21 protein-coding genes are annotated in these 24,279 nt (G+C 45.1%); 1 reads left to right on the top strand and 20 read right to left on the bottom strand.

The window, feature by feature from the left end; translation table 11 throughout:
* Nucleotides 1-23: 23 nt before the first annotated feature.
* The 4 genes from RA086_RS08000 to rpsO all read right to left on the bottom strand — a co-directional run bounded on the left by RA086_RS08000 (nt 24) and on the right by rpsO (nt 4,383).
* Nucleotides 24-1,754: a ribonuclease J gene (locus RA086_RS08000; RefSeq protein WP_308703311.1), complete on the bottom strand. Its 1,731-nt coding sequence runs from the start codon at nt 1,752-1,754 to the stop codon at nt 24-26.
* Between the two features lie 15 nt (nt 1,755-1,769).
* Entirely contained in the window at nt 1,770-2,645 is an 876-nt protein-coding gene (gene dapA / locus RA086_RS08005) for a 4-hydroxy-tetrahydrodipicolinate synthase (RefSeq protein ID WP_308703312.1), read from the bottom strand.
* A 129-nt stretch (nt 2,646-2,774) separates the two neighbouring features.
* Complete coding sequence (locus tag RA086_RS08010; protein ID WP_308703313.1) at nt 2,775-3,968, bottom strand: MFS transporter; 1,194 nt, start codon at nt 3,966-3,968, stop codon at nt 2,775-2,777.
* Nucleotides 3,969-4,113: 145 nt separating this feature from the next.
* A complete protein-coding gene (rpsO, locus tag RA086_RS08015) occupies nt 4,114-4,383 on the bottom strand; it encodes a 30S ribosomal protein S15 (RefSeq protein WP_122551502.1) in 270 nt (89 codons plus the stop codon).
* A gap of 227 nt (nt 4,384-4,610) precedes the next feature.
* On the opposite strand from rpsO, the gene rpsT reads away from it, so the two are divergent.
* On the top strand, nt 4,611-4,865 hold the full coding sequence (rpsT, locus tag RA086_RS08020; protein ID WP_308703314.1) for a 30S ribosomal protein S20: 255 nt from the start codon (nt 4,611-4,613) through the stop codon (nt 4,863-4,865).
* A gap of 98 nt (nt 4,866-4,963) precedes the next feature.
* Here the strand turns inward: rpsT and holA are convergent, their stop codons facing one another.
* The 16 genes from holA to RA086_RS08100 all read right to left on the bottom strand — a co-directional run bounded on the left by holA (nt 4,964) and on the right by RA086_RS08100 (nt 24,238).
* Nucleotides 4,964-6,004 carry a DNA polymerase III subunit delta gene (gene holA, locus RA086_RS08025; protein WP_308704436.1) on the bottom strand — a complete coding sequence of 347 codons (1,041 nt, stop codon included), beginning with the start codon at nt 6,002-6,004 and terminating at the stop codon, nt 4,964-4,966.
* On the bottom strand, nt 5,982-8,183 hold the full coding sequence (locus RA086_RS08030; protein WP_308703315.1) for a DNA internalization-related competence protein ComEC/Rec2: 2,202 nt from the start codon (nt 8,181-8,183) through the stop codon (nt 5,982-5,984). Before RA086_RS08030 ends, holA begins: the two co-directional genes overlap by 23 nt.
* Nucleotides 8,184-8,252: 69 nt before the next feature.
* Nucleotides 8,253-8,738, bottom strand: coding sequence for a ComE operon protein 2 (locus tag RA086_RS08035; protein WP_308703316.1), 486 nt, complete (start codon nt 8,736-8,738; stop codon nt 8,253-8,255).
* Between the two features lie 52 nt (nt 8,739-8,790).
* Nucleotides 8,791-9,543, bottom strand: a complete 753-nt coding sequence (locus RA086_RS08040) for a helix-hairpin-helix domain-containing protein (protein ID WP_308703317.1) — start codon at nt 9,541-9,543, stop codon at nt 8,791-8,793.
* A gap of 121 nt (nt 9,544-9,664) precedes the next feature.
* Nucleotides 9,665-10,708: a SepM family pheromone-processing serine protease gene (locus tag RA086_RS08045; protein WP_308703318.1), complete on the bottom strand. Its 1,044-nt coding sequence runs from the start codon at nt 10,706-10,708 to the stop codon at nt 9,665-9,667.
* The gene (gene coaD / locus RA086_RS08050; protein ID WP_308703319.1) at nt 10,708-11,193 is read right to left on the bottom strand and encodes a pantetheine-phosphate adenylyltransferase; all 486 of its coding nucleotides are present in this window, start codon (nt 11,191-11,193) and stop codon (nt 10,708-10,710) included. The genes RA086_RS08045 and coaD overlap by 1 nt, the downstream gene beginning before the upstream one ends.
* On the bottom strand, nt 11,190-11,759 hold the full coding sequence (rsmD, locus tag RA086_RS08055; protein WP_308703320.1) for a 16S rRNA (guanine(966)-N(2))-methyltransferase RsmD: 570 nt from the start codon (nt 11,757-11,759) through the stop codon (nt 11,190-11,192). The genes coaD and rsmD overlap by 4 nt, the downstream gene beginning before the upstream one ends.
* Before the next feature lie 15 nt (nt 11,760-11,774).
* On the bottom strand, nt 11,775-12,071 hold the full coding sequence (locus tag RA086_RS08060; protein WP_308703321.1) for a YlbG family protein: 297 nt from the start codon (nt 12,069-12,071) through the stop codon (nt 11,775-11,777).
* A gap of 229 nt (nt 12,072-12,300) precedes the next feature.
* Nucleotides 12,301-15,732, bottom strand: coding sequence for a pyruvate carboxylase (locus tag RA086_RS08065; protein WP_308703322.1), 3,432 nt, complete (start codon nt 15,730-15,732; stop codon nt 12,301-12,303).
* A 31-nt stretch (nt 15,733-15,763) separates the two neighbouring features.
* Nucleotides 15,764-16,930 carry an FtsW/RodA/SpoVE family cell cycle protein gene (locus RA086_RS08070; protein ID WP_308703323.1) on the bottom strand — a complete coding sequence of 389 codons (1,167 nt, stop codon included), beginning with the start codon at nt 16,928-16,930 and terminating at the stop codon, nt 15,764-15,766.
* 205 nt (nt 16,931-17,135) lie between these two features.
* Nucleotides 17,136-18,974, bottom strand: a complete 1,839-nt coding sequence (gene typA / locus RA086_RS08075) for a translational GTPase TypA (RefSeq protein WP_308703324.1) — start codon at nt 18,972-18,974, stop codon at nt 17,136-17,138.
* A 189-nt stretch (nt 18,975-19,163) separates the two neighbouring features.
* The gene (locus tag RA086_RS08080) at nt 19,164-19,940 is read right to left on the bottom strand and encodes an inositol monophosphatase family protein (protein WP_308703325.1); all 777 of its coding nucleotides are present in this window, start codon (nt 19,938-19,940) and stop codon (nt 19,164-19,166) included.
* Between the two features lie 9 nt (nt 19,941-19,949).
* Nucleotides 19,950-20,240, bottom strand: coding sequence for a UPF0223 family protein (locus RA086_RS08085; RefSeq protein ID WP_407659056.1), 291 nt, complete (start codon nt 20,238-20,240; stop codon nt 19,950-19,952).
* Nucleotides 20,221-21,162 (bottom strand): Rossmann-fold NAD(P)-binding domain-containing protein, encoded by a 942-nt coding sequence (locus RA086_RS08090; RefSeq protein ID WP_308703326.1) that lies wholly within the window; start codon nt 21,160-21,162, stop codon nt 20,221-20,223. Before RA086_RS08090 ends, RA086_RS08085 begins: the two co-directional genes overlap by 20 nt.
* 342 nt (nt 21,163-21,504) lie before the next feature.
* Nucleotides 21,505-22,917: a dihydrolipoyl dehydrogenase gene (lpdA, locus tag RA086_RS08095; RefSeq protein WP_308703327.1), complete on the bottom strand. Its 1,413-nt coding sequence runs from the start codon at nt 22,915-22,917 to the stop codon at nt 21,505-21,507.
* Nucleotides 22,918-22,924: 7 nt separating this feature from the next.
* A complete protein-coding gene (locus tag RA086_RS08100) occupies nt 22,925-24,238 on the bottom strand; it encodes a 2-oxo acid dehydrogenase subunit E2 (protein WP_308703328.1) in 1,314 nt (437 codons plus the stop codon).
* Nucleotides 24,239-24,279: the final 41 nt, after the last annotated feature.

Consider the following 24,279-nt stretch of genomic DNA (forward strand, 5'->3'; position numbering starts at 1 on the left):
ATCCCGACTAATTTAAGTCAATTTTAAGCTTCATCTTCAGATTCAGGCTCAGTCGTTGCCGCCTTAGTCTTCTTAGTATGACGTCGATGGTGCTGATTAACTTCCATGATGACTGGTAAAATCACCGGGTGACGCTTCGTTTGATCCCATAAATAATGGTTCAACTTTTCACGCACGGCTTGTTTTAAATGACCCCAATCAAATTCTTTATTATCTAAATTCGATTGAACCGTTTCTTTAACCAGTTCAGCACTTTCTTGCATCAAGTCTTTACTTGTCTTGACGTAAACAAAACCACGTGACGTGATTTTAGGTGTCGCAATAATCTTTTTCTTCTTACGGTCAATCGTAACGACTGCCACGAAAATACCATCTTCTGATAAAATTTTGCGGTCGCGCAAGACGATATTACCAATGTCGCCGACACCAATGCCGTCAATCATCGTATCGCCAACTTCAATTGATCCCGCTAAATGCATCTCATCGCCGTCATAAACATATTGATCGCCCTTGGCTGCAATAAAGATATGATCAGCAGGAATGCCCACTTCTTTGGCAAACTCAGCGTGTGATTCTAGTAGCCGGTATTCACCTTGAATTGGCATGAAGTACTTCGGCTTCATCAAGTTCATCATCAATTGTAAGTCACGTCTTGTCGCATGGCCGGAAGAATTCATTTCGTCAGCAATTGCTTTGACATCCGCACCTGCACGATAAATCATGTCGCGAGTTTTAGCGACAACCGTTTCCATTGAATGTGAAGGCGTCGTCGTAATGAAGACCAAGTCACCAGCTTCGATGTTCACTTTGCCTTCTTGCTTATTCGACATCCGTTGCAGCGCTTTAATTGGTTCGCCCATACGACCCGTTTGTAGAATAACCACTTGAGACGGATCTAATTTTTCAATCGACTTTAATGGGACCACCACATCATCTGGCATCCGTAATTTTTTCAATTTCAAGGCAGTGTTGATGATACTTTCAACATCCCCAGGCATTAAAGCAACCTTACGCCCGGATTGTGCTGCGGCATCAAGAACTTGTTGAATCCGCAAAATATTGGAAGCAACCGACGCCACAATGATACGGTCCTTTTGATATTTGAAAGTCTCCAAGACATAGGACGCAATAGCATGCTCGCTAACCGGTTGGTCAAAGTTTTCGGCATTAGCAGAGTCACTTAACAAGGCTAAGACACCTTTTGACCCAATCTCAGCTAACCGTGCAAAATCCGTTTGATAATCCGGCGTTGCGGTTTGATCAAACTTGAAATCACCAGTATAGACAACTTGACCAACATCAGTTTGCAAGACGATACCCATTGAGTCAGGAATTGAATGCGTTGTCCGGAAGAACGATACAGTGACATTCCCGAAGTCGATCTCTGTCTTTTCATCAACCACGTGAAAATCATTGAACTTTTTAGCCTTAGGATCTTTTTGTAACTGAATCTTTGCTAATTCAATAGTGAGTTCTGAACCAAAGACTGGCACATTAAACTCATTTAAAAAGTATGGTAAGGCACCAATTGCATCTGCATGACCATGGGTTAAGAAAACTCCCACGATACGATCGGCATTTTCACGTAAATAACTGAAATCTGGAATCACAATATCGATTCCCAGCAATTCATTTTCCGGATACTTCAACCCACAGTCTAATAGGTAGATGTCCCCATCGACCTCGACTGAATACATATTTTTACCATTTTCACGAACCCCACCAAAAGGGGTAATTTGAACTTTACTGCTCAATTATTTCACCTTGATTCATTTAATATTAAGAGTTGCATACAATTTAGTTTGTTGCTCAGCATTCAACGGCAAAATTGGCAGCCGTGGTTCGCCGACCAATTGGCCTAAATGATTCAACGCCGCTTTGACTGGCGATGGTGATGGTGCACTAAAAAGTGCCGCCATCTTCGGTGTTAAATCTCGTTGGTACTTAGCGGCCTTGGCAATCTCGCCCTTTGCGACCGCTTGGAACATTGCCGTCATTTCATCGCCATAGATATGACTCGCAACAGAAATCACACCGGCACCACCAATTTCTTTAGCTGCTAAGCTTTGAGAGTCCTCACCCGTATAGACCAGAAAATCTGCTGGCGCATTTTCGACAATTGCGCCATATTCTTCCATGGAAGTACATTGCTTAATGCCGATAATGTTAGGATTTTGAGCTAATTCCAAGACTGTTGGCACCGTCATTTTGACGATCACCCGACCTGGAATATTATAGATGATCACTGGTAGACCGCCTTGGGCTGCAACCGCCGTAAAATGCGCGATCATCCCAGCTTGGTCTGGTTTATTATAATATGGCACAACTACTAGTGCCGCATCGATACCCTTGATTTGGCTGACTTTTTGCGTAAACGCAATCGTCGCTGCCGTACTATTAGAACCAGTTCCAGCAATTATAGGGACTCGCCCGTTAACGATTGCCGCGGCTTTGGTCAATAACGCCAACTTCTCAGCTTCGGTTAAAGTTGGGGCTTCACCCGTCGTACCACCGACTAATAGGCCTTGCGTACCATGAGCCAGTAAATGCTCAATCAGACTCGCCAAGCGCTCGTCATCGACTTGCTGTTGATCGTTAAAAGGCGTCACCATTGCAGTCATTAAATCAACATTTTGAAAGTTCATCAATTAAAACTCCTTATAGATAAAATTTTTACAAGTATCTGCATACTTGAGCCGAATAAATAACTCTCTTCAGTTTACCACATTTTAAACTAAAGCAATAGCTAGGCTACCCATCCCACGGTTAAGCCATTAGCGCTGACGTTGCCACTGAAAATACCCTAACCATAATCCTAAAACTAGTAGTTCCAAAAATGCCGTCACCAGAAAAATAGGCTGGTAACCCCAATGGTTAGCAATTATGGCTGCTAATCCTGGTCCAATCACATTTCCAGTCGATTGAGCTGACTGATTGAAACTAAAGACACGACCGAATGTTGCTCGTGGGACGCGTTCAACCGTCAGTACTTGAATTGCTGGCAATAACGCTGCATCCGCAAGCCCCAATATGAAGCGCAGACCGACTAACTGCCAAACTTGAGTCACTAAACTCGTCAAGGTTAAATCGCTAATCGCTAAGACCAAGAAAACCACTAAGCAACGTGTCGCCCCCAACTGATCCAACCAACGCCCCACCCGACTCGCCATCAATACTGTGGCCAACCCTGGCGCCGCCGCGACTAAGCCCGTCAACAACACGATTTTACTTGGATTAGGGCTTAATTGACCAACAAATAAGCTAAGTATTGGGGTCACCGCATTCGTCGTCGCTTGAATAACCAATAAAGATGAAAATAACGCAACGAAAAAAGGCGTCCCAATCTGACGGAGCACTGGGCGCAACGGCGGTAAGGCGGAACGACTAATTGGGGTGACTTGTTCTTGAACTCCCCACCAGGTCAAGCCAAAGACAAGTGCCATTAACAAACCCGTCACAAAAAAAGCGCCTCGATAACCGACGGTGCTTGCCAGACCGCCACCTAACAGCGGTCCTAGTAGTGTTCCAGTAATGCTTCCGGTAACGAGTTTACTCAACTGTTGACCGCGAGTTGCTGCCGGCGTTGTGAGCGAGACTAACGCATTGGCATTATTAATGTAACCGGAAAAAGTACCCTGCAACGCCCGCAAAATCAAAAGTACGGTGACGTTTGGTGCCAAACCGACCCCAATAATGGTAAACGTCATGACTCCTGATGCTCGTAGACACATGAGTTTGCGCCCCTTTTGATCAGCTAACCGCCCCCACAATGGTGAGACGATTGCCTTGCTCGCATAAGTAATCGCAAACGCCGCCGCACCTAAAAGATTCAGCTGTGCCGTTGAAAAGTGACCCAACGTTTGAATGTAAAGCACGATAAACGGCAAAGTCATCGCATTTCCTAATTCTGTGATCAAACTTCCTAACCATAGAATTCGAAAATTTCGTCTTAAATTAATTGTCATCATTGACCGGCCCCTCCGTTATGAACTAGTTTTCAGTATAGCGAACGGCCGTTTGGTTTTAGTCAATTTTATGTATCATTTATGTAATGGTCATCAAAAAGTTTACAAAAAAAGAACCGCCAGCAGGCAGTTCCTCTGAAAATCAATATTAACGACGAAGACCAAGATTTTGGATCAAATCACGGTAACGGTTAACATCTTCCTTACGCAAGTATGCTAATAAGTTACGACGATGACCAATCTTCTTCATCAACCCACGTTGTGAGTGGAAGTCTTTCTTGTGAACACGTAAATGTTCGTTTAATTCGTTGATGTCTTCAGTTAAAACTGCAACTTGGACTTCAACAGAACCAGTGTCGCCTTCGTGACGGGCATACTTATTAATAAGTTCCGTCTTCTTTTCGCGTGAAATTGCCATGTGTATCAACCACCTTTCGAATAATTGCCCCAAACTGAGTAAGTCGCTGGTGGTGCGCGATAAACTAAGTAAAGGGTTGCTGAACACTTGATATAGTCTAGCAAACAACGCTTAGAAAAGCAAGCCTAATAACATATCAAGATAAATTACTTTACACATAACAGTTGCAATCAGGCCGGGGCTTATGTATAATAGCATTTGTTGAAAAAATGATGGAGGTGAATCTGATGCCAATTATCAAATCCGCTATTGAACGCGTGAAAACAAACAATAAAGCAAATGCTCGTAACACCACTCAAATGAGTGCAATGCGAACTTCTGTTAAAAAATTCGAAACTGCTAAAACCACTGGCGCTGACAACGTCGATGCTTTATACTTAGCAGCCGTTAGTGCTGTTGACAAAGCAGCTTCTAAAGGGCTTATCAAACGTAATAAGGCTGCCCGTGACAAGTCACGGATGGCTGCTCGTTACGCTAAGTAATGTGCACTTCGGGCTCCCAAGCATTTGCTTAGGAGTTTTTTAATGCCAAAAATCCACTTTAAACGTGCTGTTTCGACGTTTAAAGTGGATTTTTTGGTTTAAGCCAACCGAACCGTTCGACGCTCATTAACGAATTGGACCATAAACAATTCAAAAAGCAATTCCGGATCACGCTGGGTCGTCTTCATTTGGACTTCCGTTTGTAGTAATCCTAAATAGGCTGCTCGCAAAGTTGCTTGATCAAATTGGCGAACAACTTGCATCGCCAACTTAATTCGATAAGGATGTACCTTCAGCGTGCTAGCTAAACTCCCTTGACTATAGCCAGCCCGTTCTAAAATCTTCACCTGTAACAACAATCGAAATTGGCCTAATAAAATAGCGTTGATTTTTAAGGGCGCCTCTTGAGCTGCGACTAGTTCATGATAAAGTTCAACTGCGGCTTGCGTCTGGTATCGTAAAACATCATTGACCAAGTCGAAAACATTCTTTGTGAGCGACTTGGTCACCAGTGCCTGAACTGCAGCCAAATCAATCCGTTGCGATTGTGCCGCGTAGATCATCAATTTAGGCAGTTGGGCCATAATCAACCCTAATTGGCCATCGGTTCGATTAAGTAATTCCTGAAAAGCCGTGGGTTCAATCGAAATCTGCTTAGCTTGTAAAGCCTGTTGCACGTATGCTTGGGTCTCACGTTCAGAAACTTGATTGACTTCAATCATCGTGGCTTGTTTCTTGAGCGTCTTCACTAATTTCTTACGCGCGTCTAATTTTTCATATGGCGCCATTAAAACTAAAATCGTCCCTGGTTCCGGTTGATCAAAGTATTTTTGCAACGCATCTAAATCATGATCAATTTTGTTTTTTTGATGTTCTCCCGTTAAAAAATAAGGATGATTGATGAAAACTAAGCGACGTTCACCAAAAAAAGGTGCCGACATCGCATCGTCCAAGGCCACTGCCACGGGCGTCGTTTCCATATCATAACTCCCGACATTCATCGTCTGTTCTTCACTCGGAATAACTGATAATAAGGCTTGTTTAACTTGATCTGCTAAGTAATCCACCGTCCCTAAGACCACGTAGATCGACGCTAATTGTCCCGCCTTGATTGCCTTAATGGCTTGCTGTGCGTTGATAAAAATTACCTTCCTTCAAAAATGTCTCCCAGTGACTGGCCTGACCGCCACCAAAGTGATACGTGATCATCCCTTGACACGCTGTCGAATAGGTCAAAATATGTTGTTGTGCTAACGTTGTCAGAGTTTCGGCATTGGGATGCCCATACCGATTATGCCGTCCGACCGATAAAATTCCTCGTTGTACTCCCAATTGCTGAAGCGCTTGTGGATCTGAGGCAGTTTTACTGCCATGGTGTCCTAATTTTAACACATCAACCCTGAGGGCTGGATAGCGCGCGACAATTGCCCGTTCGCCCGCACGATCAAGATCACCGGTAAACATGAACCGTTGACCGCCAAATTGCCCTGTTAACACCAACGAATCTTCATTTTCGGCCTTTCCGGGTTGAAAAGGATGAACCGCCGTTAGGCCATCCGCAAATTGCTGCCCCGCTAACGCTTCGCGGACGATTGGCTGCCCAATTGCCGGGTGTAAGAGCTGTCGAAATTTTGGTAAGGCCGCCATACCCGCTGGCACGACAATTTGGCGGACTCGAATCAATTGTAACAATTGCCCTAAGTCACCCATATGATCAACATCTTTATGGGACAGGTAAACCGTATCAATCTGCGAAATCCCTAATTGATGTAAATAATTGACCGTCACCGTTTCGACGCGAGCCCGTGGACGTGTCCCCTGTTGCCACTTGGGTCGTGGAAACTGTAGTCGCCCGCCAGTGTCGATCAAGCTCACTGAACGATTAAACGGTTGCCGAATCAAAATCGAATCACCTTGACCAATATCAATAAACTGGACCGCCCCACGCCAAGGCCAATGAATACTGAATACCATGCCCGCATAGACCAATACTAGCTTAACCGCTAAGCGTCTTGTGGGATGGCGCAACAGCCATAATGTCATTAGCGCAATCACCCATGCTAACCAAGTGGGTGGCCGCCCAATCGTTAACAGTCCCGGTAAAGTACCTACCCAGTTGATGATCGCTTGAAAGCCATTTAAGCCCCAATCGCACCAAGCCGCAATGTTCGCGGACCAAAAACCAACACTGGCACCAAGCAAGGTTAGTGGCAATAAAATCCAAGTAAAAATCGGCGCCACTAAGACGCTCACGGCAATGGTTAATAGATGCCATTGTGATGTCGCCAATAAAATCACCGGCAAACTTAATAACTGAATCCAGCCAGATAGCCGCCAAACAGACAGCCGTGGCAGCAAGATTAACAATAGTGCCAAGCCATAACTCAACTGACCACCTAATTGCAATAGAACGAGTGGATTTTGCCAGATTCCCAGTAACAGTGCCACACTCCAGCCGGCCAGCGCATGCTGCCGTTGACCGGTGACTAGTTGCCAAGCCAACGATAGCATAACGGTTACAACCGCGCGTTTTAGGCTATCTGCCCCACCACCAAGTATTAAATAGCTTGGCAACAAGACTAGTAGCCAGCCATCAATTGTGGGACGGCTAAGGTGACAACGAATCAACCCCCAGCGTAGCAAGCCAATCAATAAAATCACATGCATACCCGACAAGCTAAATAAATACAGTAATCCAAGTTGCTGGACACCCGTCATGGTTGTTCGAAAAGTTGCCGGTCGTGACCCAATCAGTAAACTAGTCGCATAAAGTTGCAAGGTCTTCGGTAAGCGTTCACTAGCTATCATGAATTGTTTGCGCCAATGATGCAGTAGATCTGGTCCCTGCCACCAACCAGTGCGCGGTGCCAACCGAACCTGTCGCACATCAGCAATGGTTAATTGCCGATAAATGCCATGGCTGCGGTAATAATTGGGCGCATTAAATTGGCCAGGATTGGTGGGTGGTGGCACCGGTGATACTTCTCCTTGGACTTGCCAAATCGTGCGTCGGTCAAGTTGCTGCAATTGACGTTGTTCATTAGCATTGGCCAAGCGACCGTAACTGATCACGCGACCATAACGACTGTCCGCAATCAGTTGGTATTGACCCCCATTAACACTAATTTGATCAGGTTGTACCGTTAATTGCGTCGTAACGGTCCGCGGATTTTCGTGCTGAATATGTGCAAAATGGGTGTTTTGGCTGATCAGCCACCCACCTAACACGCTTAAACACACTAAATTGAGTCCCAAAATCGACCAACGCTTTAGACAACTAATCCGTAATAACCAAGCCAACAATAAAATGGCGGCCACCCATTGTTGACCTACTAGCCAACTACTCAGCAGACCGCCACTCACTGCGGCGAAAAATAGCGCCCGCAACTAGTTACGATTTAATAATATCTGGTCTAACCCTAATTTATCGAGGTCAGTTTGGTCAAATGCCACCTGTTGCAAAGCAACCTTTTTACGTGCAATCAAACGCATCGCGTAGGCATCATTGTGATAATTACGTAAATAGTGAATCTTAGTGATTCCCGCTTGGAGCAGCATCTTTGTACACTGCAAACAAGGAAAATCAGTCACATAAATTTCAGCTCCGGCCGTGGCGGCACCAAACTTGGCGCATTGCAAAATCGCATTCATTTCAGCGTGAATGGTCCGCATACAATGGCCGTCAACTAAATAACACCCTTCATCGATACAATGCACGTCCCCAGACACAGAACCATTATAACCACCAGCGATAATACGCTTATCACGCACGATTGTTGCCCCGACGGATAATCGTTCACAAGTACTACGCGTGGATAACAAAACGGCCTGCATCATAAAATACTGATCCCAAGGAATTCGTTGATCTTTCATTATTTTGCCTCGCTTTCAATGACAGTAGTATACCAAATTGTCAGGCATCCGACTAGACAGTCAGTTGGTCTTTAAATTTAGCCAAGGTTTTTTCCCCGATACCGCCCACCTTAGTCAATTCAGAAACACTTTTAAAGCCACCATGTTGGTCACGGTAAGCAATAATCTTTTCAGCCTTCTTTTGACCCACGCCAGACAATTTCTGTAACGCCGCGACATCCGCAGTATTCAAATTGATTGTCCTATTGGTTGGCGCTGAAGCACCAGCGACACCCGCTACCGATTTAGCCTTAGTGACGGGTGTGGCTGTGCTACCGCTCGCACCGGTATTGGCAGTTGCTGGCACACTCGCAGCTGGCTTGGCAATGGTTGTGGCAGGTTGTTCGCCCTTAGCTGGCACGTAGATGACCTGCTGATCTGTCACTTTTGCCGCCAAATTAACTTGCGTTTGATCCGCTTGTGGCAGCATCCCTTGCGCGAGTGATAGGACATCCGCGACCCGCATCTCAGGCTTGACCTGATAGATTCCAGGTTGCTTTACGGCCCCTTTCACGTCCACATAGGCCGGACCACTGGCAGTATGCGTCGCCATGGCAACTTTAGCGCTACTGGCTTGCTGCTGTGACGGCTTGCTGGCATGCGACGATGAACTGGGTGCTAGCGCCGCATCCGCCGGGCCAGGCGTCACTGGTGGCCGTAATCCGGCAACTAAGATGATCACACCAATACCTAAGCAGCTGATGAGCCCTACAACACTGGTGATAAGGCGATGAGTTTTAACCCAACTAATAATTTCGATTCTCATAATTTCCCTCCTAACACCTAATAGTTACGTAGAAGGTTGGCAAAGCCCATGTTGGAAATCAAAATTAAAAGACGTGACGTTGGGAACTAACAAAAAAGACTGTGACTAGTGTCACAATCTCTTAATGTGTCGTTAAATATTTAATTGCTTGGTTAAATGAACTTACAGGAACGACCTTCATGGCTGGCGCATAGCGTTTCGCCGTTGCTTTGGCAAGTTGATAATTAGTCTGATGATCTTCTTCCAAGGCCAATAATGCTTTAGTCGGTTTAACGTATGGTGCAAAGAAAATCGTCGCACCGGCCTTTTTGGCCGCGATAATTTTCTTGTCAATACCACCGATCTCACCCACCGAGCCGTCAGGATTGATGGTTCCTGTGCCCGCAATCTTACGGCCGTGGCGGATATTTTTACCCGTCAACTGCTGATAAATTTGCAGACTAAACATCAGTCCAGCCGAAGGGCCACCAATTTCACCAGGATCAACTTTAACGGGAATCTTCGTTGTTACTTTGACGTTATCGGTCAGACCAACCCCGATACCCGCGCGATGTGTGCTTAATTTGATTAAAGGCGCCGTGGCCCGTTTTGTCTTGCCATTATGCTGATACGTGATCGTCACCGTTTTTCCAACGCCACGACTCGCAATATACTTCTGATAGCCCTGAGCGGTCGTAAAATGATGCCCGTCCACTTTTGTAATCGTATCACCGACTTTGACCGCACGCTTAAACTTAGAATTTGCTTGGACTTCTAAGACATAGATGCCACGATAAGTCTTGTGATAACTGGCATGTGCCGCAGCGTAAGCAGTCGCGATGGCTTCATTGATCGCACTCTGCATATAAAAAGTCTGAACTTTTGCCGCCGTTGCGTCATCCTGACCATCATTGACCGTGTCTTCACTCACAACCGAATAATGTGGATTTACTTGCGCATACAGCCAAGTAATTGGCCGTGCCGGAGCCTGCAAAACAGACGTTAGCATGAATTTTCCTGAACGTTTGTCGGGATGGCCTTTAATTTTAACAAAAGACTTCAAATTATTCGCACTGCCGGGACCTTCAATATAGTACGGTAGCGGCACATAAAATAGCCCTAGAATGAGGATCACGACTAAAATGGCAATCCAATAACGATGTAAAATCTGTTTAAACTTAGCCATTAGCGTTGTTCCTTCAAGCGTTGTGTCAGTTGCTTAGCGACTGCGGTTGGCACGTACTCGCTGACATCAGTCCCCATTCTCGCAACTTCTTTGATCAAGCTCGACGAAAAATAAGCGTACGGTGGCCGCGCCAATAAACAAACGGTTTCAATCTGTTCATCCAATGACTGGTTCATCCAGGCAATGTCTCGTTCGTAGCCAAAATCCTGTTCATTCCGCAGGCCCCGAACTAATACCGTCGCGTGCTGAGCAGCCATGAAATCCACCGTCAAACCAGTCGCCGCCTGCACAGTAACATTGGGCAAACTAGCCACTTCAGCTTCAATCAAACTGACTTTTTCTGCTTTGGTAAATAAGGGTTGTTTACTCGTATTAGTCATTACTGCCACAATGAGCTGATCAAATAACCGACTGGCCCGTTTGATCAAATCTAAATGGCCCCGCGTCACGGGATCAAAACTGCCTGGAAAGACTGCAATGGTCATGTTTCAGCCCCCACTTCCAATTTTTGGTAAATGGTCAGGTGAGTGATCCCATAAGTTTGCCGACGAACCAATTTGAAGCCCGGCAGCTCATCTGGCAAGTCAGCATTCGCATCCGTCTCACAAATGATATGACAGCCGGGATTAAGTAACTTCAACTCCTGACACTTGTCAATATCTTTAATAATCTGTTGCTTAGCATATGGTGGATCTAAAAAGACCCAATCAAAACGCTCATTTTTGACAGCCAATTGTTCCAGCACGCGCTTGGCATCACCTTTAATGATTTCAAACCGTTCCGGCGCCTTGGTCACCGCAACGTTATCTTTAATGGTTTTGATGGCCTGATACTGACGATCAATAAGTACTGCCTGAGCGACCCCACGTGAAACGGCTTCAATACTCAACCCACCGCTCCCGGCAAACAGGTCCAGTGACCGACCGCCATCAAAATAAGGCCCGATAATATTAAATAGGGATTCTTTAATTTTATCTGTTGTCGGCCGAGTCTGCATGCCTGGCACGGCTTTTAACCGCCGGCCCCCAAAATCTCCTGCTACGATTCGCATCTATTCTTCACCAACTTAATCTTCATCATCTACGGGAACGCCAGTCTGTGGCTTAAAGAAGCCCTTGTCGACCCGTTCACCGAAGTTCATATCAATGTCTGGACGGTAAGAAGGTTCAACCCGCCGCACAAAATTCATTTTTTTGAGTTTGGCCATCGTAGGCTGAACTTGAGTTTCATCCATGTAAAGGATGACATAGTGCCCTTGACGTGATTGATACTGCAACACGCCAAAGCGCTTCAACTGTCGAATCTGTTTCATCGAATGTAGATAAACAATTACTGAACGTCGTGGTTTTATTTTAAATTCCATCGAATAGCCACCTCTTTTACTTTCTGTCTTGTTAAATGTTAGGCTAGATTACCACGTTCGTCAAGACTTTGTCTCGATTGTCATTTTGGCGTTAAAGTTGCGGGCAAAATGCCTCGCTATAATCGCCATTGATCACGTCAATCGCCATAATCAATTGGGCCTCAAAAAGGCTGACCAACACTCAGCTCCGAGTATTGATCAGCCCTTTATTTTTCAATTGCTGTTTAACTTACTTAGGCGTGATTTCCAGTAATAAGTCATCCGTCTGAATGACATCACCCGCACTGACATAGGTGTGCTCGATGACCCCATCTTCTGGTGCTTGAATCGTCGTTTCCATCTTCATCGCTTCAGTAACCAATAATGGTTGACCCTTTTTAACGGTATCACCCTTCTTAACTAAGAGCTTCAAGACCGAGCCACTCATCGTTGCCCCAACTTCATTTTCATTAGTTGGTTCAGCCTTGCGTGTGCTTGCGGCCGTTTGATGGACCGAATTATCCTTAACGGTGATTTCTTGATTCTGACCGTTGATACTAAAGTATAGCGTCCGAATCCCGTCAACATCAGGTTCACTGATCTGATTTAACTTAACGATCATCGTCTTACCACGGGCCAATTCAACATTGACCGTTTCACCTAACCGCATCCCTTGGAAGAATGTTGGGGTATCTAATAGTGAAACGTGCCCATATTGTTTGTGTTGCGCTTGATATTCCAAGAAAACTTTTGGATAGAGAATATAGCTCAAGACTTCTTGTTCAGAAGGTTCGTGACCAACCTTAGGCGCCAATTCTTGCTTAGTGGCTTCAAAGTCTGCCGGTTTCGCCAACGACCCTGGCCGTACCGTCAAAGCTTGACGATCTTTCAGGATGATCTTTTGCAATTTCTTAGGGAAACCGCCAACGGGTTGACCAATGTTGCCAGCAAAGAAGTTAATTACTGATTCAGGAAAATCTAATTTTTCGCCATGATCATAAACATCATCTGGCGTTAAATTATTCTCCATCATGAATAAGGCCATGTCACCGACCACTTTAGAACTTGGCGTCACTTTAATGATATCGCCAAACATGTCGTTGACAGTCGCATACATTTCCTTAACTTCTTCCCAACGATCGCCCAATCCTAACGCCTTGGCTTGTTGTTGCAAGTTCGAATATTGACCACCCGGCATTTGGGTTTGATAAATATCCGTTTGTGGCCCTGTCATCCCATTTGAGAAGTCCTGGTAGTAAGGCCGAATGCCTTGCCAGTAACGGTTAATCGTCTCGACATTGTTGATATCAACGTTTGGTTGGCGATCATTATGCGCTAATGCATAATACAACGAACTCATCGACGGCTGACTGGTCGTCCCTGATAAGGCACTAGTAGCCACATCAACCACATCCACACCCGCTTCAACAGCCCGGGCATACGTGAATATCCCATTACCCGTTGTGTCATGCGTGTGTAAATGAACTGGCACATCCAAAGCATCCTTCAAAGTTGAGACCAGTTCATAGGCGCCTTCTGGTTTCAAGACGCCAGCCATATCTTTGATGGCAATGATATCTGAACCAACCGATTGTAGATCCAAAGCCAATTGCTTGTAATAAGCTAAAGAGTATTTCTTCCGCTTAGGATCCATAATATCGCCGGTGTAACAGATCGTCCCTTCGGCAATCTTACCCGTTTCTTTGACTGCTTGGATACTCTTTTCCATCTGTGGTACCCAGTTCAAACTATCAAAGATCCGGAAGACGTCGATACCGCTCTTCGCAGATTCTAAAATAAACTCACGAATAACATTATCGGGATAATTCTGATAACCGACCGCATTGCTACCCCTAAATAACATTTGGAACAATGTCCGTGGCATTGCTTCTCGGAGTTTCCGGAGCCGATCCCAAGGGTTTTCGTTCAAGAAACGATAAGCCACATCAAAGGTCGCCCCGCCCCACATCTCATAGGAGAACAGTTCTGGCAAGGCTTTTTGTGACGCTTCAGCCACTGCCAACATATCCTTCGTTCGCATCCGAGTCGCAAACAAACTCTGATGGGCATCACGCATCGTGGTGTCCGTCAATAAAACTTCTTTTTTAGCTAATAACCAGCTTTGTAGCCCGGCTACGCCTTGGTCGTCCAAAACATCTTTGGCCGTGATAATTTTCTGATCAATCGGCGCAAAGTTATCTTTGAATTCCACATCAGGATAGTATTTCTTAGAATGTTGTGCGACGTCTGCGAACCCATTGACCGTGGTATTCCCGATATACTTCAACATTTTATCTTCTTGTTGCGTATCATCTGGGAATTTGAACAATTCTGGGGTGTTATCGATAAACCGTGTGTTGGCTTGCCCGGCTTGGAAAGTTGGGTGGTCGATCACATTAAGCATGAACGGAATATTCGTCTTCACCCCACGAATATCAAATTCTACTAAGACCCGCCGCATTTTGTGAACGGCGGCCTTAAAGTTACGGGCAACCACACAAGCCTTAACCAATAATGAGTCAAAGTAAGGGGTCACAACCGCGCCAGAATACGTGTTACCAGCATCTAGCCGTACACCATTCCCACCGGGTGACCGGTACGTTTCAATTCGACCAGTATCAGGCATGAAGTTATTGGCAGGATCTTCCGTTGTGACCCGACATTGAATCGCAGCGCCTTTATAAGTTAACGCATCTTGATGTGGTAAGTGTAAGTCTTCAAACAAGTCGCCACCCATGGCAATCTTCAATTGCGCATGCACGATGTCGATTTCAGTGATCATTTCAGTGACGGTATGTTCAACTTGGACCCGGGGGTTGACTTCCATGAAATAAAACTTGTCACCCTCAACTAAAAATTCAACGGTCGCGGCATTCAAATAATGAACGTGTTTCATTAGCCGAACCGCCGCGTCGCAAATCTTTTGCCGCAATTCGATTGGTAAAGCGACAGCAGGTGCAAATTCAATCACCTTTTGATTCCGACGTTGCACGGAGCAGTCCCGTTCGAATAAGTGCAAAATATTATCATGGGAATCGCCCAGAATCTGGACTTCAATGTGCTTGGGATGGGCAATGAATTTTTCTAAGTAGATTTCGTCATCACCAAAAGATTGCATGGCTTCTGAGCGGGCACGATCGAACGCTTCTTGTAATTCGGAAGCTTCACGCACGATCCGCATCCCACGGCCACCACCACCCATGGCAGCTTTGATCATGATTGGGAAACCATATTTTTGTGTAAATTGGAGTGCTTCATTCAAGCTCGTTACTGGATGCGTTGTGCTTGGAATCGTCGCAACGCCCGCGTCGGCGGCAACTTGTTTTGCGGTGATCTTATCACCAAACATTTCCAATTGTTCCGGCGTTGGGCCAATGAAGGTTAACCCTTCTTCACCACAACGACGGGCAAAAGTAGCATTTTCGGATAGGAACCCATAGCCGGGATGAATCGCATCGACATGGTTTTCTTTGGCAATCCGAATAATGTCTTCAATGTCCAAATAAGCTGCAATTGGTGCGAGGCCTTCACCGACTAAGTACGCTTCATCAGCCTTAAAACGGTGAACAGAAAATTCATCTTCTTTGGCGTAAATTGCAACGGTCTGCAGGCCCAATTCATGACAAGCCCGGATAACCCGCGTTGCGATTTCACCACGGTTAGCAATTAATACTTTCTTCACCAGAAACCCCTCATTTCCAAATTAGATTGACTTAACTCTCCTGACGAACTGATGAGGCTCGCGCCATTTTTTCGAGTGACCCAATATTTAGTACGAGTCCTAATGATAACGTGAGCACCATCATACTGGAACCGCCGTAACTCATAAATGGAAAAGTAACCCCAGTAATTGGGATCAAGCCGACGATTCCCCCAACATTAATAAAAGCCTGAATGGTCAAATAAGCGGCCACTCCGTAACAAACTAAAGTATTGAACGTGTTATTTGAACGAACGCCTATGTAAATTGTCCGCCCAACGATCACGAGCAATAACCCCATTACGAGCAGCACCCCGATCAAGCCGAGCTCTTCTGCCGTAATTGACATAATGAAATCAGTATTTGGCTCTGGTAGATAGCCCCGCTTTTGCAAGCTATTCCCAATACCAACACCGGTAAGACCACCATTTGAAATGGCATAATATGAATTCACCAGCTGCGTCCCAGCACCGGAAGCCGTCGTAAACGGATTCAAGAAACCAAGAAAACGCCGTAGCTGATAGGAATTCGCTAACACACTTTGAGGAAGGCGACTCATCATGGGAACTAATACCAATTGAAATCCCACCACCGCAGTCGCGAAGATTCCCACACCATAAAGGTATGACATCCCACTCGCTAATAAGATCACTGCGGCAATCGCCAAGTTGATCGTGGCCCCACCAATATCTGGCTGGATCACAATCAACAAGATCATGGCTCCCAGCATCAGTAATTGCGCTGTTAAATCACGTAACTTGGCGGCACCTAGTCGCTGTTCTCGTTGCGCAATCATTGCTGAAAGATACACGATCAAATAAAACTTACAAAATTCGGCTGGTTGAATGGACACAGGGCCCAAAACGATCCAGCCGGCAGCCCCATTGATAGATTGACCAAATAACCGGAGAACCACCAAGACGCCGATCATGATAAAACCAAACCATCCCCACGGTCTAGTACGCTTAAAGTAATCAATCTTTAAGTTCATGCAAAATAAGGTAATGATCAGGCCCCCAACGACCCAGATCAACTGACGTAACAAATAGCCAGTTGGTGATGAACCTTTACCCGCTGCAACGTACGAACTTGAGGAATAAACCATGACGATCCCAATGCCACATAAGATGAGGTACGGGATAAAGAGGACATAGTCCAGGTTGTGCATTTTCTTAGACATGACGGTCAAATCCCACCTTAAATAATCTGAGTTTATAGAACGTTTCGTCATGACCATTCTATAAAAGTTCGCTTGCAGTAATTATAGCATAGTCGTAATTACCGCAACCTGTGAAATTGTTAATTTGTGCTGACTTTTTAAACTTTTTTAACAAAAAAACACGACCCGATTAAGGTCGTGTTTTCGATTGAAACGTGACGCTGGTTTACTTAACCATCTTACGTTTCTTAGCTTCTTTTTCCCGTGAATTCGTGTTTAGAATTGTCTTCCGTAAACGCACGTGTTCTGGGGTGATTTCACAATATTCGTCACTATTCAAGAATTCCAATGATTCTTCAAGCGTCAAATGAGTTGGCGTCTTGATTGTCGCAGTCAAATCCTTGTTTGATGACCGAACGTTGGTCATGTTCTTACCTTTAGTGATATTAACTGAAATATCGTTTTCACGGCTATTTTGACCAACAATCATGCCTTCATAGACATCCGTACCTGGGTCGACAAAGATCGTCCCACGTTCTTCGATACCCATCGTAGCATAAGTCGTTGTCTTACCTTGGTTGATTGAAACTAAGGCACCATTCCGACGACCAGGGTTCCAGTTCTTGATTACAGGCGCATACTTAGCATACGTATGGTTCATGATACCGTAACCACGCGTTAATGATAAGAATTCAGTTGAATAACCGATCAATCCACGTGAAGGTGCTAAGAAAGTCAAACGAGTTTGGCCGTTCCCAGTACTTTCCATGTTCTTCATTTCACCCTTACGTTGTGACAAGGTATCAATGATGGCACCGGTATATTCATCAGGCGTATCGATTTGAACGGATTCAAATGGTTCGCTCCGAACACCTTCAACGTCACGATAAATAACTTCTGGACGGGAAGCTTGTAATTCATAACCTTCACGCCGTAACGTTTCGATTAAGATTGACAAATGTAATTCCCCACGACCAGAAACGACCCATGAACCAGGTTCGTCAGTATCGTCAACACGTAAAGAAACATCAGTTTCCAATTCAGACTTCAAGCGTAATTCCAATTGACGCGCAGTCACGAACTTACCTTCTTTACCAGCAAATGGTGAAGAGTTCGTCCCAAAGGTCATTTGTAAGGTTGGTTCGTCAATCCGTAAGATTGGTAAAGCTTCTGGTTTGCTAGAATCAGCAACCGTTTCACCAACGTTGATATCTTCCATCCCTGAAACGGCAACCAAGTCACCAGCATGGGCTTCGTTGATTTCCAAACGTTGTAAACCAAAGAACCCAAACAATTTAGTGACCCGGAAGTTCTTCTTGGAACCATCAAGCTTCATGACAGCAACACTGTCACCAACTTTGATTGTCCCACGGAAAACCCGACCAATCCCAACACGACCAACATAATCATTATAATCAAGTAAAGCTACTTGGAATTGTAATGGTTCGTCAGAGTTATCGATTGGCGCTGGAATCGTCTTGATAATGGTATCGAAGACAGGTTTCATGGTATGTTCTTGCTTAGCAGGATCTGATTCGTAACTTGAAGTCCCATTTAAAGCTGAAACGTAAACCACTGGGAAGTCTAATTGAGATTCGTCCGCACCTAATTCAATGAATAGGTCCAAAACTTCATCAACGACTTCTTCAGGACGAGCACCTGGGCGGTCAATCTTGTTGATCACAACGATAGGTGTCAAATGTTGTTCCAAAGCCTTTTTCAAAACGAACCGTGTTTGTGGCATCGTTCCTTCAAAAGCATCAACAACTAATAAGACCCCATCGACCATGCGCATGATTCGTTCAACTTCGCCACCGAAGTCCGCATGTCCTGGTGTATCCAAGATATTAATTTGTTTGTCGCCGTAACGTACGGCCGTGTTCTTTGAAAGGATCGTGATACCGCGTTCCTTTTCAATGGCATTAGTGTCCATCGCCCGATCATCAATCTGGACGTGTTCATCAAGGGTATCCGATTGTTTAAGCATTTCGTTAACTAAGGTTGTTTTACCGTGGTCAACGTGGGCAATAATGGCAATGTTGCGGATATCATCTCTAAATTTCAAAATTGATCTTCCTTTCATCCTTCAAAAATTCTAACTATCCGATTGATAGCAGAAATCTTACATATATTAATACAATCTGACATTACTATCAAGTTATATCTGCGCATTGATAGACGCGTAATGCCGTTTTCATCGGCTTTCATCAATTGGCATAAAAAAACTGTGACGGATGGGTCACAGTCACACCGTTCATCTGACGATTGTCAAAATAGCACGTTGCGCACTTTTAGTCGCTATTAGTACAGCACCAGATGATAACATATTTACGGGCTTGCCGTCAACTTGTGAAACCACTAAGCCCAAGGTTTCAGCCAAGACCCGACCAGCCGCAAAATCCCATGGCCGCAAATAAGATAAATAGCCAACTAATTCACCAGCCAAAACTTGACTGATCTGAATTCCAGCACTACCAATGATGCGTGGCCCTAAGCTCGCATGCGCAATGGCTTGCATCTGAAAGCGATCATGAATCAACAGCGGCCCACTCGCGCCAAATAACCCCTCAGTCAGTGGAAGGTCAGCCGGAGCAGCGAGTGGCTGTTCATTGACCGTGACCCCTAATTTTGGTCCACCAGCAAATAGCCGATCGCCCATCACATCATAAATATAACCGAGTGTTGGTGTACCATCAACATAATAACCAATCATCATCGCAAAATGATCACGTTGATGGACAAAATTCATCGTGCCATCAATCGGATCAATAATCCAGACATGTCCGGCCATTGACGTCACTGTGTCACCTAAACCCTCTTCACCTAAAATCTTAGCGTTAGGGTCTAACTGTCGCAATTCATGAACTAAAAAATGCTCATTACTCTTGTCAACATTAGTCACCAAATCTTTACGGCTGGTCTTTTCTGAAACCGTCAACTGCTTGCCCATTTGTGCCAATACTTGCGCTCGTGACTGTCGCATGATGGCTTGCACGGCTTGATTTAATTGTTGTAATTCATTCGTTTCCATGTGACTCACCTAGCCTCGATATTGAAAACGTTGCTTGTTGGTCGTTTGAGCAGCTTGCATCGTTCGATAAATGCTTAGTCCAGAAGCCGCCTCAAAAGATCGTGAGACTTGCTTCTCTTCTGATTTCGCTGGTACCACCGTTTTAAAGTCGCGATAGGCGGCCAAAAGTTCAGCCGTTGGTAAACTGGTTTCATTGGCCAGTTCAATCTTCTGGTAAAAGGTAGTCACCTTAATGATCTCCGCGGTATTCCAAGCATCATTCAGTGGATACTGATAGTTTTCAGGCCTGTTCATCGTCATCTTGATCAAACTCCCCTGCTTCAACGCGGTCCAAATCGTGGCGAACCTGCGCCGCAATTTCCGCGTATTCTTTTTGTTCTTCGTCTGACAAAACCATATCTGCCAGTCGTTTAATGCCATTGGCACTAATCAATACCGGCGACGCTAAACCAACCAGTTGGTCATCCGTCGTGGTTTGAACATTGGTGACCGTCCCAATAAAGGGCGCCTGGTCATAAAACGCCCGTAAGACTTGTACTAATGCTAACACACTCAAGGTTTGATTGGTAACAATTGCCGGTTCATCGATCCGTTCTTGATCAGCACCCATTTCACTGGCACCAAAACTGATCGCTTGATTGGCCAAATAAGTTAAGACCGGTGCCGGGCCAATGTATGAGCGACTCCAAGAGATCAAATGTTCACGAGCCGTTCCCACGACAAACGCGTGCACATCACTGGCCCCAACATTTAATTGATCCTGTAATAACCGTTCCAACAAGCGACTTTGTGGTAAAGTACCCAAGCCTAAGACGCGTTGATGATCAACCCCACTGAAACGAGCGGCCAGCACACTCAAGACGGCATCATTGCTACCAGTCAATACTAATTTGCCATTGAATCCCGCGGCCATCACCGCATTAATATAATTTCGAAATAAGGGTAACGTCGCCTGTAAATCAGCTTCTGCATCACGATCCGCTGCCAAAGGCACTAAATTGCCAATGATCAAGCTGTCTGCCTGCGAATAATCCGGCTTCCCCGGTGCCTGTAAGGTAAAGTGACGACAGGCAGAACTCGCTGTAATCAAGGATTGATAGCGCGGCGTCTCGTCAGTTTCCGCGGCAACAATCAAATTTAATGGCAAATCTTTAGCCATCGCAATCAAAATAAGTTGTTGTACGAATTCGAATAAGCCACGAATAATAACTGTATTGTTCATGAAATTCCTCCCAGTGTTCGCTAATAATTGTACCTGAGCTGTCAACTTATTCAAGTAAAGCTTAAGTAAATCCTTACCCTTTTGTAACATTTCTCAGGTTTCCCAACCGTTCACGAAGATAAACTTTTATGTAGTCCCATGTCTCGTCAGTGATTCGCTGACCCTTTTTTCATCACCAGTTTAACTAACCGGCCACAGCATACCACTTTGTTACCGGCGATGGTCATCAGCTGACTTGTGACCTTTTTTTCAACGCCACTCGATCACTAACCAAGACATGAGCAAAACAAAAGTTTGAGACCGTTAAGCCTCAAACTTCTGAATTTTTTTAGTTAACTGCGCTTAAATATGAGTTGGGTAACCCATCGCCACATCCGCAGCTTCTTGGACGACTTCGCCCAAAGTTGGATGTGGATGAATCGTCAATGCCAAATCTTCAACATTCAAACTACCGTTGACGGCGACACTTAATTCAGAAATCAAGTCACTCGCACCAGGACCAGCAATTTGTGCCCCGACGATTGTACCTTCATCCTTAGTCGAAACTAAGCGGAAGAAACCTTCCATCGAGTTCAAAGAAATCGCACGACCATTCCCAGCAAATGGGAACTTAGAAACTGTTACCTTCAAGCCAGCTTTTTCAGCTTCAGCTTTAGTCATCCCAACAGTTGCTAATTCAGGATCCGTGAAGCAAACTGCGGGTACCGAAACGTAATCGTTAGCGGTCTTCTTGCCACTGATTGCGCCAGCAGCAACTTTGCCTTCAGCAAAGGCCTTATGAGCCAAAGCAGGACCAGCCACAATATCCCCAATTGCAAAGATATCTTGGGCCGCAGTGCGACCTTGTTGATCAACTTCGATCAAACCACGATCAGTTAACTTAACATCGGTGTATTCCAAGCCCATGTCGTCGGTATTTGGCCGCCGACCAACGGTGACCATGCAATAGTCAGCGCGGACGGATTCTTCCTTACCATCGACTTCATAAGTCACTGTGACACCGCTGTCATCTTGTTCCGAGTTCTTAGCCATGGCGTTCGTTACAACCGTCACACCCTTGTCCTTGAAACTCTTCAAGACTAACTTAACCATGTCTTTTTCAAAGTTTGGCAAAATCTGTAGGGTCCCTTCAAGGATCGTCACATGTGCGCCAAGGTTAGCGTAAGCACCGGCCAATTCTGAGCCGATGTACCCGCCACCAATGACAACTAATTCTTTAGGAACTTCTGGCAAATTCAAACCACCAGTAGAGTCCACGACACGACCATTAAATTTGAATCCAGGAATTTCAACTGGACGTGAACCGGTGGCAATAATCAGATGCTTGAATTTATAAGTTTGACCCGTGTGGTCGCCATTCATAACACGTAACGTATGGTTATCGTGCATGTAAGCTTCCCCTTCAACGATTTCAACCTTATGCTTCTTCAATAACATCTTGACCCCGCCAGTTAAACGGTCAACGACTTGATGATCTTTCCAATCTTGAGTCGTCTTGAAGTCCAAAACTGGTTCTTGAATATTCTTAATTCCAAAGATTTTACTATCTTTGACTTCTTGGAGCCGATGACCAGCACTGATCAAGGCCTTTGATGGAATACAGCCAACATTCAAGCAGACCCCACCAACATATTCTTTTTCAATGACGGTCACTTTTTGACCAAGTTCAGCGGCCCGAATCGCAGCAACGTAGCCACCAGGACCCGCACCAACGATCATTGTATCGCGTTCTTCAGCAAAATCTCCTACAACCATTCTGACCTCATCCTTCCATCAAAAGTAATTCTGGATCATGCAATAATTGTTTCAATAAGTTCATTGCTTTTTGAGCAGTGGCACCATCAATTAGACGGTGATCAAAACTTAAGGACAATTTCTGCATTCTACCAACGACGATTTCACCATCTTCGTTGACATATGGTTCTTTCCCGATACGGCCGACCCCTAAGATCGCCACTTCAGGTTGATTGATCACTGGTGTAAACCAGCCACCACCAATTGAACCAATGTTACTGATCGTAATTGAAGCGCCACTCATTTCTTTAGCCTTCAATTTGCCATCGTAAGCTTTTTGGGTATTGTCAGTAATTTCCTTGGCAATAGCAAACAAGCCCTTACCTTCAGCATGCTTGATATTTGGTACTAACAAACCACGATCGGTATCCGTTGCAACCCCGATATTGTAGTAATGTTTGTAAACAATTTCCTTGTTGGCATCATCAACTGACGCGTTAAATTCTGGGAATTGTTGTAATACCGCAACCAAAGCTTTGACAAAGTATGGTAAGAAAGTCAAATGAATGTCACGATCAGCAGCAATCGTCTTGTACTTCTTCCGATGAGCCATCAAAGCAGTTACTTCAACTTCATCAAACAAAGTCACATGTGGCGCAGTATGTTTACTGTTGACCATTGCTTTAGAGATGGCTTTCCGAATTGGCGTCATCTTTTCGCGTGTTTCTAATTCTGGTGTATCAGAAACATATGGTTTGACTGGTTCTGGTGCCGGTGCTGCTTCAGCTGCTGGTGCCGCCGTGTTAGCTGCCGGTGCCGCTTGCGAACCAGTTGCCGCAGGAGCGCCTGTATAGTTGTCAATATCTTGTTTTGTGATCTGACCATGTGCACCAGATGCCGTGACTTGAGAAATATCGATATCTTTGTCACGGGCATACTGACGTACGGATGGCATTGCTAAGATCCGTTTGTTTGGATCAGCAGGTGCGACAGGCGCACTGGTTGCTGGTGCCGCATCCGTTGCGGCTGGTGCTGGTGTTGCCGCCGGTTTGTCAGCGGTTGCATTTTCTGCCGGTGCCGCCGCTGGTTCAGCATTATCGCCAGAACCATCATCGATTTCAACGATCACATCACCGATTTTAGCTGTTTCACCTTCTGGTACCAAGATTTTCAAAATTGTCCCATCAACTGGTGATGGTAGTTCTTCAACAGATTTATCGTTTTGAATCTCAACTAGAGAATCGTCTTCCTTGACTTGATCGCCAGGTTTAACGAGCCAAGTGGCGATTTCGCCTTCTTCTAGGCCTTCGCCAAGCTCTGGTAATTTAAACTTGTAAGCCATTGGATAACTTCCTTTCATTGCAACCAATATCTGGTTGTTTT

This window comes from Lactiplantibacillus brownii (genome assembly GCF_031085375.1).
Lineage (GTDB): Bacteria > Bacillota > Bacilli > Lactobacillales > Lactobacillaceae > Lactiplantibacillus > Lactiplantibacillus brownii.

What these genes read in the sequence shown, in the direction of transcription:
- RA086_RS08035 (WP_308703316.1), bottom strand. Translation starts at nt 8,738, where the DNA reads ATGAAAGATCAACGAATTCCTTGGGATCAGTATTTTATGATGCAGGCC.
- rsmD (WP_308703320.1), bottom strand. Translation starts at nt 11,759, where the DNA reads ATGCGAATCGTAGCAGGAGATTTTGGGGGCCGGCGGTTAAAAGCCGTG.
- rpsO (WP_122551502.1), bottom strand. Translation starts at nt 4,383, where the DNA reads ATGGCAATTTCACGCGAAAAGAAGACGGAACTTATTAATAAGTATGCC.
- RA086_RS08100 (WP_308703328.1), bottom strand. Translation starts at nt 24,238, where the DNA reads ATGGCTTACAAGTTTAAATTACCAGAGCTTGGCGAAGGCCTAGAAGAA.
- RA086_RS08060 (WP_308703321.1), bottom strand. Translation starts at nt 12,071, where the DNA reads ATGGAATTTAAAATAAAACCACGACGTTCAGTAATTGTTTATCTACAT.
- RA086_RS08080 (WP_308703325.1), bottom strand. Translation starts at nt 19,940, where the DNA reads ATGGAAACGAATGAATTACAACAATTAAATCAAGCCGTGCAAGCCATC.
- rpsT (WP_308703314.1), top strand. Translation starts at nt 4,611, where the DNA reads ATGCCAATTATCAAATCCGCTATTGAACGCGTGAAAACAAACAATAAA.
- RA086_RS08090 (WP_308703326.1), bottom strand. Translation starts at nt 21,162, where the DNA reads ATGAACAATACAGTTATTATTCGTGGCTTATTCGAATTCGTACAACAA.
- RA086_RS08010 (WP_308703313.1), bottom strand. Translation starts at nt 3,968, where the DNA reads ATGATGACAATTAATTTAAGACGAAATTTTCGAATTCTATGGTTAGGA.
- RA086_RS08085 (WP_407659056.1), bottom strand. Translation starts at nt 20,240, where the DNA reads ATGACGATGAACAGGCCTGAAAACTATCAGTATCCACTGAATGATGCT.
- RA086_RS08040 (WP_308703317.1), bottom strand. Translation starts at nt 9,543, where the DNA reads ATGAGAATCGAAATTATTAGTTGGGTTAAAACTCATCGCCTTATCACC.
- dapA (WP_308703312.1), bottom strand. Translation starts at nt 2,645, where the DNA reads ATGAACTTTCAAAATGTTGATTTAATGACTGCAATGGTGACGCCTTTT.
- RA086_RS08045 (WP_308703318.1), bottom strand. Translation starts at nt 10,708, where the DNA reads ATGGCTAAGTTTAAACAGATTTTACATCGTTATTGGATTGCCATTTTA.
- lpdA (WP_308703327.1), bottom strand. Translation starts at nt 22,917, where the DNA reads ATGGTTGTAGGAGATTTTGCTGAAGAACGCGATACAATGATCGTTGGT.
- RA086_RS08070 (WP_308703323.1), bottom strand. Translation starts at nt 16,930, where the DNA reads ATGTCTAAGAAAATGCACAACCTGGACTATGTCCTCTTTATCCCGTAC.
- coaD (WP_308703319.1), bottom strand. Translation starts at nt 11,193, where the DNA reads ATGACCATTGCAGTCTTTCCAGGCAGTTTTGATCCCGTGACGCGGGGC.